Origin of the sequence: Vibrio qinghaiensis, assembly GCF_002257545.1 — a bacterium.
Taxonomy (GTDB): domain Bacteria; phylum Pseudomonadota; class Gammaproteobacteria; order Enterobacterales; family Vibrionaceae; genus Vibrio; species Vibrio ordalii.
Genome location: NZ_CP022742.1, coordinates 559,132 through 576,465, shown reverse-complemented (window position 1 = coordinate 576,465; position 17,334 = coordinate 559,132). Strand labels below are relative to the sequence as shown.

Sequence of the window (17,334 nt, the reverse complement as noted above, 5' to 3'; positions counted from 1 at the left end):
AATTTGAGTTTTTTGTTTCTTTGCTAAGTTGGCATTTTGGTTTATAAATTAATCGGTTAGTTTGTTTTAAGTTTATAAAAAAGTTCATTCTTTAGTTTTGAAAGTGTCGGTGTCAATCGGTTGGCCTAACAAACGGCTCAAGAGGGATTGCCAACGCTTGGCGACTTTAGTGCAAAATTGAAGTTCAGTGTTTACAGTGTGTTTTTTGAGTCTGGCGGTGCGTTGTCAACCCCTTAGCCGGGCGTTAGCTGAGGTTAAGAAAAACCATAAAATTAAGCGTTTATTTTTCTTAGTCTGAGGCTCTAGCTTTACACCTGAAAGTCAGCACTTTTCCGCGTATCTCGCCAGTGGCACTGTTCGTGAAGCGGTTGAACTAACCGAAGTCTGTTTACGGGAAGTGGTGTGTTTGTTTATTTCTTTGGTGTGGCTTCTTTGGTTTTGAGGCTCTTTCGCGCTTAAATGGATTTCGCGCACTTGGTTGTTGGCTTCTTCGACATAATTCTTTGTAAATTTAAGTCTTAGAGGCTCGTCAGTTTTCCTGTTATTTCTTCTTTGCCAAGTGCGTTTCGTGGGTTAGGTTTTAGTTTCTCGGTTGTCGGTTTTACTTTGCCGCTTGAAAGCAATAATGTGTTTTAAATTAGGCTGTTGGGTAGTCAATCTCCGGCTAAAGTGCAGCAGCTAACAAACGGCTCAAGAGGGATTGCCAACGCGTGGCGGCTTTAGTGCAAAATTGAAGTTCAGGGTTTACGGTGTGTTTTTTGAGTTCGGCGGTGCGTCGTCAACCCCTTAGCCGGGCGTTAGGCAAAGTGAGTTTTTATCAGCTAAATCAGGTTTGAATTGAACGGCGAATTCCATGTTCTCATGGCTGGACTTAAGCAATAAATCGTCATCACATATTTGTTGTTTCTTGATCGTGTTGGGTTGCTTTTCGTTGTGAATTTAGCAGCAAAATAACCTTCAGCATCCAAACGTCCGCCGAGCATGCTACGCTCGTCACTTTTCTTCCAAATCGCTCAATTTGAATTTTTTTGTTTCTTTGCTGATTTAGCATTTTGGTTTATAAATGAATCGGTTAGTTTGTTTCAAGTTTACAAAAAAGCTTGTTCTTTGGTTTTTAAAGTGTCGGTGTCAATCGGTTGGCCTAACAAACGGCTCAAGAGGGATTGCCAACGCGTGACGACTTTAGTGCAAAATTGCAGTTCAGTGCTTACGGTGTGTTTTTTGAGTTCGGCGGTGCGTTGTCAACCCCTTAGCCGGGCGTTATGCAACTCAGGTAAATTTAGGGGTTCAATCTTTTCGATTTCTCCGGCCATTCGTTTTGTGTTGTCGGCAAATGAGCTTTTTTACCCTAAAATTCGTGGTTTACTCAAGCCGTAAAACAGGCAAGGTTCTTTGTTTGCCTCAATCAGTTTTAGCGTTCGCGCGTTGTAAATTAAGTGGGCGCAAAGTGTGGAAAGGGCAAGTTTATCGAGTATTTCGCATTTGCTGAAAGTCTTGCTTGTTGAGTTTGTCTCATTCAAAAGCTTGGTTTGTTGTTGAAAGGTGGGCTTTGTTTTGGCGGCTTATTTATCATGGCTCTTGCTTGGGTTGGTTCTTGAATCACTCAACCATTGCAATGGTGGCTTTTGATCGAGTAAAGTCAGTTTATCTTATTGAATTTGCATAACAAACGGCTCAAGAGGGATTGCCAACGCTTGGCGACTTTAGTGCAAAATTGCAGTTAAGTGTTTACAGTGTATTTTTTGAGTTTAGTGGTGCGTTGTCAACCCCTTAACCGGGCGTTAGGCAAGGTGAGTTTTTATCAGCTAAATCGAGTTGAAATTGAGCAGTGAATTCTATGTTTTGTGGCTTAACTTAAGCAATAAATCGTCATCACATATTTGTTGTTTCTTGATCGCGTTGGGTTGTTTATCGCTGTGAATTCATCGGCAAAATAACCTTCGGCATCCAAACGTCCGCCGAGCATGCTACGCTCGTCACTTTTCTTCCAAATCGCTCAATTTGAGTTTTTTGGTTTCTTTTCTGATTTGAGATTTTGGTTTATAAATGAATCGCTTAGTTGGTTTTCAGTTTTTAAACAAGTCTTGTTCTTTGGTTTTGAAAGTATCGTTGTCAATCTGTTGGCCTAACAAACGGCTCAAGAGGGATTGCCAACGCTTGGCGATTTTAGTGCAAAATTGAAGTTCAGTGTTTACAGTGGTTTTTTTGAGTTCGGCGGTGCGTTGTCAACCCCTTAGCCGGGCGTTATGCAACTCAGGGAAATTTAGGGGTTCAATCTTTTTAGATTTCTCCGGCCATTCGTTTTGTGTTGTCGGCAAATGAGCACTTTTACCCTCAGATTCGTGGTTAACTCAAACCGTAAAACAGGCAAATTTCTTTGTTTGCCTCAATCAGTTTTGGCGCTGGCTTGTTGTCAAATCAGCGTTCGCAAAGTGTGGAAAGGGCAAGTTAATCGAGCATTTTGCTTTTGCTGAACTTTTCGCTCGTTGAGTTTTCCTGATTCAAAAGCTTGGTTGGTTGCTGAAAGGTGGACTTTGTTTTGGCGGCTTATTTATCTCGGCTCCTACTTGGGTTGGTTCTTGAATCACTCAACCATTGCAATTGTGGCTTTTGGTCGTGTAAATTCGGTTTATCTCATTGAATTTGCATAACAAACGGCTCAAGAGGGATTGCCAACGCTTGGCGATTTTAGTGCAAAATTGAAGTTCAGTGTTTAAGTGTGTTTTTTAAGTCCGGCGGTGCGTTGTCAACCCCTTAGCCGGGCGTTATGTACTCAGGAGAAAAAATGTACTCATTTAAAGCTGACTCAGGCTGGAATTTCGAGACTGAACTAAGATGCTTGATCATTTATAAAACTCTCGCAGAACTTGAGTTTCCGAGAGGGTTACAAAGTGATTTATGTTCTGTTCTTTCTGAATCTACAGGTCTTAAATTTGAATCGGTAAAAGCAAAAGTTGGCAACTATAAGTCTGAGTTCGGTGTTACAAACCCATCAAATTCGTCTGAAGCAACTAAATATTTAGTAAAAAATTTTGGTCATATGAGTCTTCAAGAATTAGATGCATTATTGACTGGCTATCTTTTGGGTAAAGGTGAAGAACGTACATAACAAACGGTTCAAGAGGGACAACCAACGCGTGGCATTTTTACTATGCGTTGGTTTTTGTGATTACTGTGTTATGCGGAAAGTTGGTAGTGGCGTTGGTTGCCCCTTAACCGGGCGTTAGCTGAGGTTAAGAAAAACCATAAAATTAAGCGCTTATTTTTCTTAGTCTGAGGCTCTAGCTTTACACCTGAAAGTCAGCATTTTTCCATGTATCTCGCCAGTGGCACTGTTCGTGAAGTGCTTGAACTAACCGAAGTCTGTTTACGGGAAGTGGTGTGTTTGTTTATTTCTTTGGTGTGGCTTCTTTGGTTTTGAAGCTCTTTCGCGCCTAAATGGGTTTTGCGCACTTGGTTGTTGGCTTCTTCGAAAGAATTCTTTGTAAATTTAAGTCCTAGAAGCTCGTCAAGTTTTCCTGTTATTTCTTCTTTGCCAAGTGCGTTTCGTGGATTAGGTTTTAGTTTCTAAATTGTCCGTTTTACTTTGTCGTTTGAAAGCAATAATGTGTTTTAAATTAGGCCGTTGGGTAGTCAATCTCCGGCTAAAGTGCAGCAGCTAACAAACGGCTCAAGAGGGATTGCCAACGCGTGGCGGCTTTAGTGCAAAATTGAAATTCAGGGTTTACAGTGTGTTTTTTGAGTTCGGCGGTGCGTTGTCAACCCCTTAGCCGGGCGTTATGCGCCAGTGCAGCTGGTAAGTTTTGTGAAAAGAGGTTGGTATTGGAATTAATAGAAAAGAAGTTTAGAGATACGCCTTTTGGGCACAAAAAGTACCTAAAGCGGTTAAATGATTACATAAGCTATCTGATAGAGAATGGGCGAATACTTGAAGCAAAATATTTCTTCAACGAAATGCAAGAGGCAAAACCAAACCACATAAAAACGATTGTGCAGGGCTATGAGTTAGCTATTAAAACTTTTGACAATAACTCGGTTGTCTTGTTTGATCGTGCCCTCTATGAAAGTAAGCAGGATGAAGAGAAACTGCTTACCCTTAGGCTAAAATATTATTATTCAGTTAATAATGAAAAGCTGTTTGCTAGCCTTGTCGAATACCTTCTCTTTGAGCGAGTTGTTAAACCGAAAACATTTCACCTTATTGGTGAATTAGTAATTACTCAAAATTCGTATAAGCCCATAGCAACTCTAATCCGCTACCTCAAAAGTAACGGTAAGGTACTTCACAAGCAGGTTGAGGGACAAGTTCGTAGAATTGTTATGCAGAAGCTTGTTGATACCTTGGTGGAATCAAGTAAATGAAACCATATCTAATTGTCAAAGTCCTAGAAACGCAAAGTGTGTATCTGCCAACGACAACTGTGTATTCTAATGTTGAACTACGCTCATCAAATGCTGATTCATCAGAGGAACTTTCCGCACTTCAGGCTTGTGCCAAGAAATTAAATTTAGACTTCACTAAATATAGCCATTGTGCTCGGATCGCCACTATCGTCAATAGCAATTCAATGGAAGCAGCCGTCTCAATTGCTGAAAGTAGGTTTGAAGAGATCTTAGACCTAAAATCAATTGAAGTTCCGATGTCAAATTTTACTCTGTCTTCCATTGGCTTCGTAAAAGACCTTTCAACTGGACAGTTGCATAAATTGAAGTCATCAACACACCAACCGACTATGTCGTTTGTCACTCATCAAGGAAATACTCAAAGAGTCGATATTACTCACTGCATATTGGCTCAAGACTCAGAGTTAAGTAAGCGATATCTGCGATCCTTACACTGGTTTAGGAACAGCAAGCATGAGAATAACCCTCAGCTAAAAATCCTATTTAACTGGTTTGCGGTAGAAGCACTATTAAAGGAATCTGAAAAGGATAACATCGCCGTTTATATCCGTTGGTTCTTAGGCTTTCCTAATGGAAAGGCAGGTAAACTCGTTGACCAAGCGCTTTTGAGTAAGCTTGAAAGTTTTGAGAATTATTTTTACTGGAAGAAAGAGTTAGTAAAAGTCTTAGAAAAAATACGTATATTTAGAAATGACTCGACGCATCATGGCTTTAGGTCAATTGATTTCACATCCAAAGAGCTAGAACTGTATAGTCAGGTAATGATCTATGGCGTAACTCGTTGCCAAGGAGCTGTACAAACTGCAATCTTAAATGGTGTAACATCAGTGGAGGAGTTTAAAGACTATATGCCAACAATTTTCGAATCTAATAAATACATGCTAAACGATGTTCGTGGAAATATTATGTATAGCCTACATAAGCTAAAAGGCGCTTAGTATCAAGTTTGAAGTGCGACACTTTCTACAGATGCGCATGAATATACTCCAGTGGTGTTCTATACCCAAGTCTTTTGCGTGGGCGCGTATTTAATTTATCTGCAATTTCATTACACAGCTTCTGTGTCACGTGTGACATGGAGGTTCGTTTTGGTAAGTATTGTCGTATCAAACCATTGGTGTTTTCATTAGTGCCTCGCTCCCATGAATGGTATGGATTTGCAAAGTAAAACAGGCAGTTATGATGTTTTTCTAGTTGTGCATAACCATGAAATTCAGTGCCGTTATCAGCAGTTATCGTCTTAAAAGGTAAGTCAGAGCGGGTCATGATTTTGCTCATTCTTACGTTGAGTGATTCGCTTGTTCTATCGTCCATTTGCCCCATAAAAGTGTAGCCAGTCATTCTGTCGACTAAAGTGACGATACAGTGCTTGGTTCCGCGGCCAACGACGGTATCAATTTCCCAGTGGCCAGGCTCTTTTCGATGCTCAGCGTCTGCAGGTCTTTCGGCAATATGACGCTTATTTGCCAGCCGTCCTCGACTGTCTTTTGAGTTGTACCTTTTACGCCTTTTCTTGGTGGATTGGCGTAGGTGTTTCCATAGCGTTCCACCGAGAGTTTTGTCGTTCCAAACGTGCTGATAAATGAGCTCGTGGCTCATTGTTGGATAGCCTCTCATTCTTAGGTATCCGACTATTTGGTCAGGGCTCCAGTCCAGTCGTAGCAAGGCTTCAGGTAGTCTGAAGTCAAGTTCGGTATAGCGTTTATTTCGCCGTGAACGACTAAGCCGGTTGCGCGCCATTTGCTGTGCCCGCTCTGGTTGATAAGAGTACCTATCGAAGAACTTGTTGTAACGACAATTACGTTCAATTTCTCGATAGATAGTGGCTTTGTGACGGTCCAGTTGTTTAGCTATTTTTGCGGTACTGATCCCTTGCTTTCTGAGCGCAGAAATCATATACCTTTCGTTCTCAGTGAGGTGTGTGTATTTCATGTTTTTTACTTCTTGGCGGGAGCAAACTTCATGATTATCGCACCTTACTGTTTTTATGTTCAGAGGTGTCGCACTTCGTACTTGAATCCAAGGCGCATAACAAGCAATTTAAGAGGGATTCACAACGCATGGTATTTTCACTATGCGTTGGATTTAGTGTTTTAGGTGGTATGCGGCGGCATTGGTATTGCGTTGCTCACCCCTTAACAGGGCGTTATGTACTTTTCTGAAATCCTTCCTACAAATCAAACTTGTGCACAGTGTCATTATGCGTTAGTCTTTGTTTATGGATGCACAATGAGACAGTGCAAGTTGCAATGGCATTAGAATTTAAAGATAAGTGGTTAGAGCAGTTTTACGAGGATGATAAACGACATCGTTTAATTCCTAGTAGCATAGAGAACGCTCTATTTCGGAAGCTGGAAATCTTAGATGCAGCTCAAGCTGAATCAGACTTAAGAATTCCACCGGGTAATCGTTTTGAACATCTTGAAGGAAATCTTAAAGGTTGGTGTTCAATTCGAGTGAACAAACAGTATCGTTTGATTTTTCAGTGGGTTGATGGTGTTGCACTAAATACTTACTTAGACCCACATAAGTATTGAGGTAACGACTATGCGTAAGACAAAACGTCGTCCAGTTAGCGTTGGGGAAATGTTAAAAATTGAATTTCTTGAACCAATGGGCATCACATCAAAAGCGCTCGCTGAAGCTATGGGCGTACACAGAAATACGGTGAGTAATTTGATTAATGGCGGAGTGTTAACAGCTCCGGTAGCAATCAAGTTGGCCGCGGCATTAGGTAATACACCAGAATTTTGGCTTAACATTCAACATGCAGTTGATCTTTGGGATACGAGAAATCGTTATCAAGAAGAAGCAAAGTTTGTAAAGCCGTTGTTTGTTTCGCTGGAACAAAGCGCACGTACATAACAAACGCTTCAAGAGGGACAGCCAACGCGTGGCATTTTTACCATGCGTTGGCTTTTGTGATTACGATGTTATGCGGCAAGTTGGTAGTGGCGTTGGCTGCCCCTTAAGCGGGCGTTATGCAACTCAGGTAAATTTAGGGGCTCAATCTTTTGGGATTTCTCCGGCCATTCGTTTTGTGTTGTCGGCAAATGAGCTTTTTTACCCTCAAATTCGTGGTTCGCTCAAGCCGTAAAACAGGCAAGGTTCTTTGTTTGCCTCAATGAGTTTTGGTGCTGGTTTGTTGTGAATTTAGCGGGCGCAAAGTGTGGAAAGGGCAAGTTTATCGTATGCGCCCCATGATCCCACGGGGCGTTTTAGTGTGAGAAGTTCCAAGGAAGCAGTGAGTTGATATCAGGCTCTGGCTTTGCCAGTTCTTTCATACATTTGACCATGTAATCGTAGAGTATCAGTCCGTTCGCTTTCGCCGTCTCGATGATGCTATACAGCAAAGCACTCGCATCAGCACCAAGCGGATTCGTCGAGAATAACCAATTTTTTCTGCCAATGACCAGCGATTTGATTGCGCGTTCCGCTCGGTTGTTGTCGATAGATAAATGCCCATCTTCAACATAGCGTATCAGCTTAGGCCACTGACCCAAGGTGTACTTGATCGCTTTACCAAGAGGACTCGATTCGATGACTTTCTGCGTGGTTAACCAGTCATAGAAGTCATCCAACATCGGTTTAGCCTGCGCTTGTCTTTCTGCCCAACGCTCTTCGACCGAAGCCAGTTTTAATCGAGATTCAAGTGCGTACAACTTTTGGATTTTGGCTAACGCCACATCCGCTTTACCTGTTTTACCCTTGCCCTGAAGCTTCTTCGCTTCCATGAACTTACGACGTGCATGAGCGAAGCAACCGACATTGGTGACGTTGGTTAATCCATCATAAGCCGCGTAACCATCACTTTGCAGATAGCCTGAGTAATCACCCAAGAAGTTCACGGGGCACACTCTCGCGCGACTGTTTTGATAGTCGAACAAGACGATATTTTTCATGTCAGGGAGTTTAGCTTCAGGGGAGTCGGCTCCCGAGCAGTACAACCACATGTAACATTGCTTGTCTTCCTTGAGCACATTGAGCGGCGTTTCATCGGCCTGAACCACCACTTGTTCGAGTAAGTGAGCCTTCAGTGCCTGATAAAGCGGTTTGAACTTTTCACTCACCTGGATTACCCACCTGGCCATGGTCGTTCTCGATAACTCGATACCTGATTGGGTGAACAAGGTTTCCTGACGATACAGCGGAAGCGCATACTGATATTTACCTAAAATAATGTTGGCAAGCAGACTTTCGGTAGCGAAGCTTTTGGGGATGATACTTATCGGTGCGGGTTGTTGGTGAATGTGGCTTTTTTCAGCCTGTTGTTCACACTGACGACAGGCGTATTTCGGGCGAACGACTTCCAATACTTTTAGGACGGCGGGCGTGAACTCCAGCTTTTCACTGCGGTCTTCGCCGATTTTATGCAGAGCGTGTTGGCAGCATGAGCACTGCTTGTCGTGCTCATCTAGGTCAAGTACGAGTGTTTCACGCGGTAAGTCTTTAGGCAGCGGTTGACGTTTACCACGACGTTTAATGGTCGTCGTTGTGGTGGTGATAACCTCATCTTCCACTTTCGCTGCTTCACATTCCGCCTCATTAAAGAGGTCACCTTGCGCTTCATTATAAGGCTTTAACGCTTCCGAGCGTTTGGCGAATTGACGGTCAAGGGCCAGTTTAAACTGCTCAATTAAGGATTGGCGCTCTTGTTGCCACTCTTTTTTCTCCGACATCAACGCTTTCACCATAGCTTGAAGCTCGGCGATGTCTTGGCTTTCTGGGTTAATATCGGGCGTCTTTTTCATGGCATTGATTATACTAAAAACACCACGTCAAGGCTTGGTATAACTGACTTTTATCGAGATTAACTCATTGTAAAATTGTCTATTTTTATCGGTTTATGGCCGATTATCGTGAAGCCAGATAACAGTCTATCTAAGTCAAATTGAGTCAGGGTGTAGACCTGTTTTTTCTCTTGAGTGGGCCATTTGAATTTGGCTTTTTCGAGCCGTTTGTACCACAGGGCGAAGCCCGTTTTATCCCAGTACAACACTTTGACTTTGTCGCGTTGTTTATTGGTAAACAGGAAAAGTGCGCCTGTACCTAGCGGCAAATCGGTTTCGGACTCGATAATCGCCGCTAGGCCATTGATGGATTTTCTAAAGTCCACGAACTCTCGATACAGGTAAACATTCGGGGCGCTCAACATTCGTTTCATGACAGTGCTCCGATTAACTCTGCCAGATACGAGGCAGGTGTACCCTGTGGAATGCTGAGTTCAGCGTCATTAATAAATAATGTCATGTTGGCGACGGGTGTTTGAGTTACTTGGTAGCGAGTCGTTTTTTCAACGACTTCAGCTTTGATAAAGCCACCAGTTTGAGATTGCCCAAAGCACTGCAATTGTTGACGCTTTGCATAAAAGGTCGAAAGACTCAGACTATGGCGCTCGCAGAAAACACGCTGGGATAGTTGACTGGATTGGTATTGCTCGAACAAGGTTTGCCATTCTTGGTTGGTGCGTCGTTTTGCCATTTCAGATCTCCTTGAGGTTGGAGATTTGATCTTATGGCGGACTGAGGATGATTAGAATGCGGTGTTTATGACGCGCTTACCATTTATCTTGGTAGGGTAACGGGGGAAAAAATGCCTAGGCTCAAAGGCTCGTGACGATGCAGGCCCAGTTATGGGAAGGCTTCCTTCCTAGTTTTTGTTTAGCTAATATAGCAAAATCACTGGTATGGCTTTATCTAGAACCTTCAATTTTGATATTTGGTAACTCAGAAGTGCCCCTTTCTGCCTTAGACCTGTTACTCTCAAGATTCTTCACTATCGAAATTTGACCTGATTTTTCTAATGTAACACGATATGTTTAGTTGATTAATGTTCTGACTGACCTTGGATAATCAACTTGGGTTCAGACCACTCTATAAAGAGAAAAAAGAGACATCATATTGATGTCTCTATAGTTTTGACTAAGCTCTCACCGATACCGATTTGGTTCGAGTTTTTATAATGTCTGATATTGAAAACCAGACTATCAAGGCCACCGAACTGCTTATCAACATTACCTCTAGGATCGAAGGCTCCGAATATAGCGCCGACTCGAACAAGTAAGAGATCGCAGGAATCACAGATAGCATACAGACCGTAAGTACAGGCTTGGTAACCTCCATTCCTTTCTGAAGCAAAAAGAACGGTAGCACAAAACCAAAAACAGAAAGCCCGAACACCTCTGCCAGACCTACTTCCCCACCAAGGCTTGCACCCGTTGAGAAGGCCACGCCCGTGGCGACAACACCTGACAATAGAAAACGAAATGCCAAGATCTCATCAATAGACAAATCACCCATAAACTTTGCGTTCGACTTTAATGAAATTAGTGCAGCACCGATTCCGGCCAATGCAGCCAAAACCAAGCCCAGCAGCAACGCTGCATCCATCACGTTTGCCTTAACTGCAAACAATAGAGTTAGCAAAGCGATGGTGAAAGCCTGCGCCAACCTGCCTAAAGTTTCACGAGTAATCACAGACACTACAACCACGGCTACTGCCGACTCAAATAGAGCCGCGCTGGATGCTGGGATATAAGTCAAAGCCAAATGAAACGAGAAGAATGCTAGCAAGGTATATAAATTCATCTTAGCTAACGACAGTACCTTATCCCTAGTGAGATTCAGCTTTCTGGTAACCACCAGCTTGCACAGAAAAAATATCGAGCACAAGAAAAAGGAGGTCGCAGAGAAAATCATAATCTCCCCACTACTGAATTGGAAACTAACACGAGACAACGCAAATGCCTGTAGAGTCACCGAGGCCAAAATAAACACAAAACCCAACATATCTAATCCCTTATGCCGTATAAACCATCATGCTCCAAGATCTTTAGACGCATCAGAGTATTCTCAAACACATCCTTCGAGTCATGAGCAATATACGCGATCCCAAAGTCTCCAGTTGTAAGCTTAGGGTTCTCCGTCACGTAACCAAGCGGAGGAATCTGCCTTAAGCTATGAAACGCAGGTAGTCGCCTCATCTTGCTCAAATCAATCCGACTTGTCACGGTTCCTGCCTTGTGACCACGCAGATACACCATAGCGAAGTTCATTTTCTTAGGCTTACTCACTCCTACACGCGACAGAAACCTCTCAGGCTCAAAGATTGACTCAGCCCATAAAGACGCTTGACTGTACCCCACACCAAAAGAAAATGCGTCAATGTACAGATCCGGCCCCATTAATCGGAAATTCACCTCGATAAGCTTTACCCCAGATTCAGTTACACGAACCTCGGTATGAGCTGCGCCGTTCTTTACACCTAAAGCATCAAGGCAGCCAGATACATACTTGATAATATCTTTGCTCACACCTTTGTTGTAATCGATATCCGTTGCCGAGATCTCCCTGTATACGGGTGTCCCATCGACTTCCTCTAGATTAACCTCAAGAATGTCACCATATACATGATTGGAGTCTAAGCTCACTGTATTAACAACATATTGCTGGCCTTGGATATACTCCTGAACCATTACCCTTGTATTGATGTTTCCTAGCAAGTTTTCCGCATTAACCAGACTCTCAACTCGGCTTTGTAAGCTATTGATGTCATCACAACGGAAACACCCATCGCTACCCGCACTGTTTACTGGCTTAACGAATACTGGGAACGAATCTTCATCATAACTTGGAAGCTCTGAAACAGACTTAACCAACTTAAAACCAGCCGAGTCTAGCCCCAGATCTTGGATCCGCGAGAGCATATCAACTTTATTCGCTCTACATACGGCAGTGGCACTTTCATTGCCCTTCATGTTTAATGCCGCCGTAACAGCATCTACGTTAGGTACTGCAAACTCACTTCCCGATAGAACCAACTCACAGCCTGACGCTTTCACTCCAGCGATAAGCTCATCATTTGTGCTAAAGGCCAAGTCGTAGTTGTCGTAACTTTTCACAAATCGTTCATCGAGAGCCACGAATATCTCCGCGCCATAGTCCTTTAGTGCCTCGATTAGACAACTTCCACTGGAAAGTGGGTTAACCACACATATTTTCACTAGCAAACTCCCTTTTGATATTCATTGCTTTTATTTTTTTATGATTGTCTTGAGTTATGTATCTGATGTAGTTGACCACCAAATCAACTTCCCGATTTAGAGATCCGGAAGTATAAATGCCATATTTCGTTAAGTCGCCCACATCCAGCCCGACCTCTGCACTCTCCATATACCTGATATATATCAAGTTACCACCAACTGTTAGCGTTGGAAAGAGAGAGTCACCACCATCTACAAACAGGTGTCCGTCTACGGCATTTCTTTTGTAAGCCGACTTATTTCCCTTACTAATACTAAGCAGTCCACCACTCATGTACTGCTGAACGAGTAGAGCATTTTGGTAAGGGAACGAGCAGATGTATCTTTTAACGACTTGAGGAGCCAGAGCAAGCAAGCGCTCTAAATAAGGCGAACCGTTATTCATGATCTCCTGCAACCCGCAACCAATAAGATCTTGCCACTGATTGCTTTCTGAATCCGAGATGTCTTTGTTTAGCTTCTCAGCAACACTCAGGTTAGCGTAACTCTTATCTTTAGATTCTTTCGACACCTGCCTTACCAGCTCCTCTATCGATGAGCCGCTAGGGGCACTTTCATGCAGCCGAGACCTAACATTAGGTAACTCACCAGATGGCGAAACCATCTCAACCTTGATCCCCTTTGAGCAAAGGAAGATTGCCAAATCGATAGCCGACAATTTGCTGCCAAAGATGGTTGCGCTTTTAATCTCCGGTAAAGAGTCTGACTCTATACCGTAGCCGGATGGTCGAGTTGGCCCAAGACAAATAATGCAGTTCCCAAAGATATGATGCCCACTTTCTTTTGTAAGCACCTCTTTATCTACATAATCAATCGCCACAGCCTTGTCTTTAACAAACTCAATACAGCCACCACGACTTTCGAACAACCCTAAGTATTCTTCGAACTTAGATACCACGTACTCAAGAAAGAGGCTTCTTGGAGCGAAATCTTCCTTTTTGTGAGGGTGCCCCATCCGGATGCAATATTGGTAAAAGTCCAACAAGTTGTTGCCATCAACAGAGTTTAGGTTAACCGGAGTATTGCAAAGCATTTTGTCCGAGAATGTCGAAAAGCCACTACCCTTGCAGACCCCCAGAGGGTCTATGATGGTGATATGGTCGAAATCTTCACTTTGTACCGCAGAAATGAAGGCGCTAACCCCTGAAACGCCAGCCCCTACTACAATTAGGTGCTTTTGTTTATTCATGATGCCCACTCTTTATCATCACGTCTTTTATGGCAAGGTATTCTTGACGGTTATCCTCATTGACCTCATGGACAAACACAGAATCTAATACGTCATAGAAGGCAGTGTGCGGGAGCTTTCCTTTAAAGCACATGTGATTGAGCATCGCCATGATCTCTTTAACCTGATGACTCCCTGAATGCTTATTTAATGTAAGGAAAGCATTGATTATCGAATCCTCTAAAGCCAAATCTCTAACAACAGGCTCTTGATGCAAAGGTATATCTAATACACCACCTCTGGTAAATAAATCACCTAACGGAATATTAGGCTCAAAATCGATCATCAAGTTTAACTTACCTTTCTGACTAACAGATGTGGCACTATGAAGCATATTTCCATCTAAAAACCAGACTTCTCCAGCTTTCATCTGATAAACAATGCCGTTCTCTGAGTTTAAGCATGTCTCGTCTATATCAAGCACCACATGAATACGAGTAAATCCTTTCTCGAACTCCAAATAGTCTTTGTGCGGTAATATCATCCCACCTTTGCATGATCTTAACAGGCGAACAGATTTGATTAGAGAACAATCAAAATTATCTTCAATGAGCTTATTTATATTCGTTAGTTTTTCACCAATCGTATTTTTCTTTGCCGCTCCGTGGTATTCCTTCGAAATAGCATTCCCATCAGTACCTTCTTTATTCCATATAGAAAGCGTTTCCCAAACCCCAAAAGCGTACTCTTGGTAAGCAATATCGAATGATAATGACTGAATGAATTCTAAGTCCCTTTGGCTAAGGTACTGATCTAAATGGATGTTATACAACTTTCTTGATGACATGGATTTCCCTCTCAATTATAAATCTTGGTGCACTAAAACATATTTCAGTGCATCTATTTAAAGGGAAACTGTAACTAAATATTGCCTTACGTCAATAGTATTTAACAACCCTTACCTTTTATCAACATGTTGCGTATTTCTACAGGACTAGATAAAGAACTGGTGTTTGGGTCTGCAATATCCGTTAGTTATCGACTCTCATACCAAACTCAAGTGACAAAAACGTTGGGACTAGTACATAAAATCCTCAATTAGTTATGGAAATATCACTTTATTGTTGTAATAGATGAATAAATTTGGCCACTAGATTAGAGATTTTTCGATACCCAAGATAATCCGTTAAATACTAATTTAGTGAAGGATGTAACTCAGAATTGTCCAAAACCTTCATAGTTGGCACTTGTAAGAAATAACTCAGTCTGCTGCTTTCATCTTTATTGGCTTTCTTCAATCAAATGCCTGATGGTTTTATCCATATTTACAGTGAGGCAGCAATCTAGTGGCATTAGCGGAGAGTGCTCTGCATCTTCAGTTAAAGCCTCTATTTTATAAACAAAATTATTGTGTTCTAGCCATTCAATTACTCCAGTCTCAACCGCAACTTGTGTCTCATTATCAAGCAAGTACGCTGCAATTAGAGGTGTGTCGGCATCATGGTATCGAACAAAAAACTGGTGCTCACCTTCCATCAGGTTTACGGTAAATCGATTTTGTTTGCCACCAAAAGTTAGATTAATGTGGTCATTAGTGAAAACGAGTGTAAGCGCGCCATAAACACCGCATTCTAATCAACCTCAGTCCGCCATAAGATCAAATCTCCAACCTCAAGGAGATCTGAAATGGCAAAACGACGCACCAACCAAGAATGGCAAACCTTGTTCGAGCAATACCAATCCAGTCAACTATCCCAGCGTGTTTTCTGCGAGCGCCATAGTCTGAGTCTTTCGACCTTTTATGCAAAGCGTCAACAATTGCAGTGCTTTGGGCAATCTCAAACTGGTGGCTTTATCAAAGCTGAAGTCGTTGAAAAAACGACTCGCTACCAAGTAACTCAAACACCCGTCGCCAACATGACATTATTTATTAATGACGCTGAACTCAGCATTCCACAGGGTACACCTGCCTCGTATCTGGCAGAGTTAATCGGAGCACTGTCATGAAACGAATGTTGAGCGCCCCGAATGTTTACCTGTATCGAGAGTTCGTGGACTTTAGAAAATCCATCAATGGCCTAGCGGCGATTATCGAGTCCGAAACCGATTTGCCGCTAGGTACAGGCGCACTTTTCCTGTTTACCAATAAACAACGCGACAAAGTCAAAGTGTTGTACTGGGATAAAACGGGCTTCGCCCTGTGGTACAAACGGCTCGAAAAAGCCAAATTCAAATGGCCCACTCAAGAGAAAAAACAGGTCTACACCCTGACTCAATTTGACTTAGATAGACTGTTATCTGGCTTCACGATAATCGGCCATAAACCGATAAAAATAGACAATTTTACAATGAGTTAATCTCGATAAAAGTCAGTTATACCAAGCCTTGACGTGGTGTTTTTAGTATAATCAATGCCATGAAAAAGACGCCCGATATTAACCCAGAAAGCCAAGACATCGCCGAGCTTCAAGCTATGGTGAAAGCGTTGATGTCGGAGAAAAATGCGCTGCAAAAGAAGGAAGCGCAATGGCAACAAGAGCGCCAATCCTTAATTGAGCAGTTTAAACTGGCCCTTGACCGTCAATTCGCCAAACGCTCGGAAGCGTTAAAGCCGTATAACGAAGCACAGGGTGACCTCTTCAATGAAGCGGAATGTGAAGCGGCGAAAGTTATCGTCAGGAAACCTTGTTCACCCAATCAGGTATCGAGTTATCGAGAACGACCATGGCCAGGTGGGTAATCCAGGTGAGTGAAAAGTTCAAACCGCTTTATCAGGCACTGAAGGCTCACTTACTCGAACAAGTGGTGGTTCAGGCCGATGAAACGCCGCTCAATGTGCTCAAGGAAGACAAGCAATGTTATATGTGGTTGTACTGCTCGGGAGCCGACGCCCCTGAAGCTAAACTCCCTGACATGAAAAATATCGTCTTGTTCGACTATCAAAACAGTCGCGCGAGAGTGTGCCCCGTGAACTTCTTGGGTGATTACTCAGGCTATCTGCAAAGTGATGGTTACGCGGCTTATGATGGATTAGCCAACGTCACCAATGTCGGTTGCTTCGCTCATGCACGTCGTAAGTTCATGGAAGCGAAGAAGCTTCAGGGCAAGGGTAAAACAGGTAAAGCGGATGTGGCGTTAGCCAAAATCCAAAAGTTGTACGCACTTGAATCTCGATTAAAACTGGCTTCGGTCGAAGAGCGTTGGGCAGAAAGACAAGCGCAGGCTAAACCGATGTTGGATGACTTCTATGACTGGTTAACCACGCAGAAAGTCATCGAATCGAGTCCTCTTGGTAAAGCGATCAAGTACACCTTGGGTCAGTGGCCTAAGCTGATACGCTATGTTGAAGATGGGCATTTATCTATCGACAACAACCGAGCGGAACGCGCAATCAAATCGCTGGTCATTGGCAGAAAAAATTGGTTATTCTCGACGAATCCGCTTGGTGCTGATGCGAGTGCTTTGCTGTATAGCATCATCGAGACGGCGAAAGCGAACGGACTGATACTCTACGATTACATGGTCAAATGTATGAAAGAACTGGCAAAGCCAGAGCCTGATATCAACTCACTGCTTCCTTGGAACTTCTCACACTAAAACGCCCCGTGGGATCATGGGGCGCATACAAACGAGTGAGTCGGATGCGCCTTTGAACTCACTGAGTACAGATTGGTAACTCATATAGAACTCCATTTTATTTCTCATCATATCGATGTTTCTG

Annotated in this window: 16 protein-coding genes and 1 pseudogene; 8 read left to right on the top strand and 9 right to left on the bottom strand. The window is 42.9% G+C overall.

Translation table 11 applies throughout. The annotated features are described in order from the left end of the window. Positions 1-2,785: 2,785 nt before the first annotated feature. From CCZ37_RS15915 to CCZ37_RS15895, 3 genes are all read left to right on the top strand, one after another. The gene (locus tag CCZ37_RS15915; protein ID WP_004397191.1) at positions 2,786-3,109 is read left to right on the top strand and encodes a hypothetical protein; all 324 of its coding nucleotides are present in this window, start codon (positions 2,786-2,788) and stop codon (positions 3,107-3,109) included. A gap of 713 nt (positions 3,110-3,822) precedes the next feature. Beyond that, complete coding sequence (locus CCZ37_RS15900; RefSeq protein ID WP_094501475.1) at positions 3,823-4,362, top strand: hypothetical protein; 540 nt, start codon at positions 3,823-3,825, stop codon at positions 4,360-4,362. Then, a complete protein-coding gene (locus CCZ37_RS15895) occupies positions 4,359-5,342 on the top strand; it encodes a HEPN domain-containing protein (RefSeq protein ID WP_094501473.1) in 984 nt (327 codons plus the stop codon). The genes CCZ37_RS15900 and CCZ37_RS15895 overlap by 4 nt, the downstream gene beginning before the upstream one ends. 25 nt (positions 5,343-5,367) lie before the next feature. Here the strand turns inward: CCZ37_RS15895 and CCZ37_RS15890 are convergent, their stop codons facing one another. Further along, the gene (locus tag CCZ37_RS15890; protein WP_094501471.1) at positions 5,368-6,336 is read right to left on the bottom strand and encodes an IS30 family transposase; all 969 of its coding nucleotides are present in this window, start codon (positions 6,334-6,336) and stop codon (positions 5,368-5,370) included. Positions 6,337-6,653: 317 nt separating this feature from the next. Here CCZ37_RS15890 and CCZ37_RS15875 point away from each other — a divergent pair, with 317 nt between their 5' ends. Further along, entirely contained in the window at positions 6,654-6,941 is a 288-nt protein-coding gene (locus CCZ37_RS15875; RefSeq protein ID WP_001162670.1) for a type II toxin-antitoxin system RelE/ParE family toxin, read from the top strand. Between the two features lie 10 nt (positions 6,942-6,951). Further along, entirely contained in the window at positions 6,952-7,269 is a 318-nt protein-coding gene (locus CCZ37_RS15870; protein ID WP_026027241.1) for a HigA family addiction module antitoxin, read from the top strand. Between the two features lie 353 nt (positions 7,270-7,622). Here the strand turns inward: CCZ37_RS15870 and CCZ37_RS15855 are convergent, their stop codons facing one another. The 8 genes from CCZ37_RS15855 to CCZ37_RS15820 form a co-directional block, all read right to left on the bottom strand. Further along, complete coding sequence (locus CCZ37_RS15855; RefSeq protein WP_094499631.1) at positions 7,623-9,155, bottom strand: IS66-like element ISVa12 family transposase; 1,533 nt, start codon at positions 9,153-9,155, stop codon at positions 7,623-7,625. 59 nt (positions 9,156-9,214) lie between these two features. Beyond that, positions 9,215-9,568, bottom strand: coding sequence for an IS66 family insertion sequence element accessory protein TnpB (gene tnpB / locus CCZ37_RS15850; RefSeq protein WP_094499614.1), 354 nt, complete (start codon positions 9,566-9,568; stop codon positions 9,215-9,217). Then, the gene (gene tnpA, locus CCZ37_RS15845) at positions 9,565-9,885 is read right to left on the bottom strand and encodes an IS66 family insertion sequence element accessory protein TnpA (protein ID WP_094501461.1); all 321 of its coding nucleotides are present in this window, start codon (positions 9,883-9,885) and stop codon (positions 9,565-9,567) included. The genes tnpB (CCZ37_RS15850) and tnpA (CCZ37_RS15845) overlap by 4 nt, the downstream gene beginning before the upstream one ends. Before the next feature lie 440 nt (positions 9,886-10,325). Beyond that, positions 10,326-11,192 carry a hypothetical protein gene (locus tag CCZ37_RS15840; protein ID WP_088728983.1) on the bottom strand — a complete coding sequence of 289 codons (867 nt, stop codon included), beginning with the start codon at positions 11,190-11,192 and terminating at the stop codon, positions 10,326-10,328. Between the two features lie 2 nt (positions 11,193-11,194). Then, positions 11,195-12,280, bottom strand: a complete 1,086-nt coding sequence (locus CCZ37_RS15835; RefSeq protein ID WP_157729216.1) for an ATP-grasp domain-containing protein — start codon at positions 12,278-12,280, stop codon at positions 11,195-11,197. A gap of 106 nt (positions 12,281-12,386) precedes the next feature. Then, positions 12,387-13,634, bottom strand: a complete 1,248-nt coding sequence (locus CCZ37_RS15830; RefSeq protein WP_094501465.1) for an FAD/NAD(P)-binding protein — start codon at positions 13,632-13,634, stop codon at positions 12,387-12,389. Beyond that, positions 13,627-14,460 (bottom strand): aspartyl/asparaginyl beta-hydroxylase domain-containing protein, encoded by an 834-nt coding sequence (locus CCZ37_RS15825; RefSeq protein ID WP_094501463.1) that lies wholly within the window; start codon positions 14,458-14,460, stop codon positions 13,627-13,629. Before CCZ37_RS15825 ends, CCZ37_RS15830 begins: the two co-directional genes overlap by 8 nt. A 434-nt stretch (positions 14,461-14,894) precedes the next feature. Beyond that, positions 14,895-15,149 (bottom strand): hypothetical protein, encoded by a 255-nt coding sequence (locus tag CCZ37_RS15820; protein ID WP_244187313.1) that lies wholly within the window; start codon positions 15,147-15,149, stop codon positions 14,895-14,897. A 150-nt stretch (positions 15,150-15,299) separates the two neighbouring features. Here CCZ37_RS15820 and tnpA (CCZ37_RS15815) point away from each other — a divergent pair, with 150 nt between their 5' ends. The 3 genes and pseudogenes from tnpA (CCZ37_RS15815) (at position 15,300) to tnpC (ending at position 17,210) form a co-directional block, all read left to right on the top strand. Next, positions 15,300-15,620 (top strand): IS66 family insertion sequence element accessory protein TnpA, encoded by a 321-nt coding sequence (gene tnpA, locus CCZ37_RS15815; RefSeq protein ID WP_094501461.1) that lies wholly within the window; start codon positions 15,300-15,302, stop codon positions 15,618-15,620. Then, positions 15,617-15,970: an IS66 family insertion sequence element accessory protein TnpB gene (gene tnpB / locus CCZ37_RS15810; RefSeq protein WP_094499614.1), complete on the top strand. Its 354-nt coding sequence runs from the start codon at positions 15,617-15,619 to the stop codon at positions 15,968-15,970. The genes tnpA (CCZ37_RS15815) and tnpB (CCZ37_RS15810) overlap by 4 nt, the downstream gene beginning before the upstream one ends. Positions 15,971-16,029: 59 nt before the next feature. After that, a pseudogene (tnpC, locus tag CCZ37_RS15805) lies at positions 16,030-17,210 on the top strand (IS66 family transposase). The last annotated feature ends 124 nt before the right edge of the window (positions 17,211-17,334 follow it).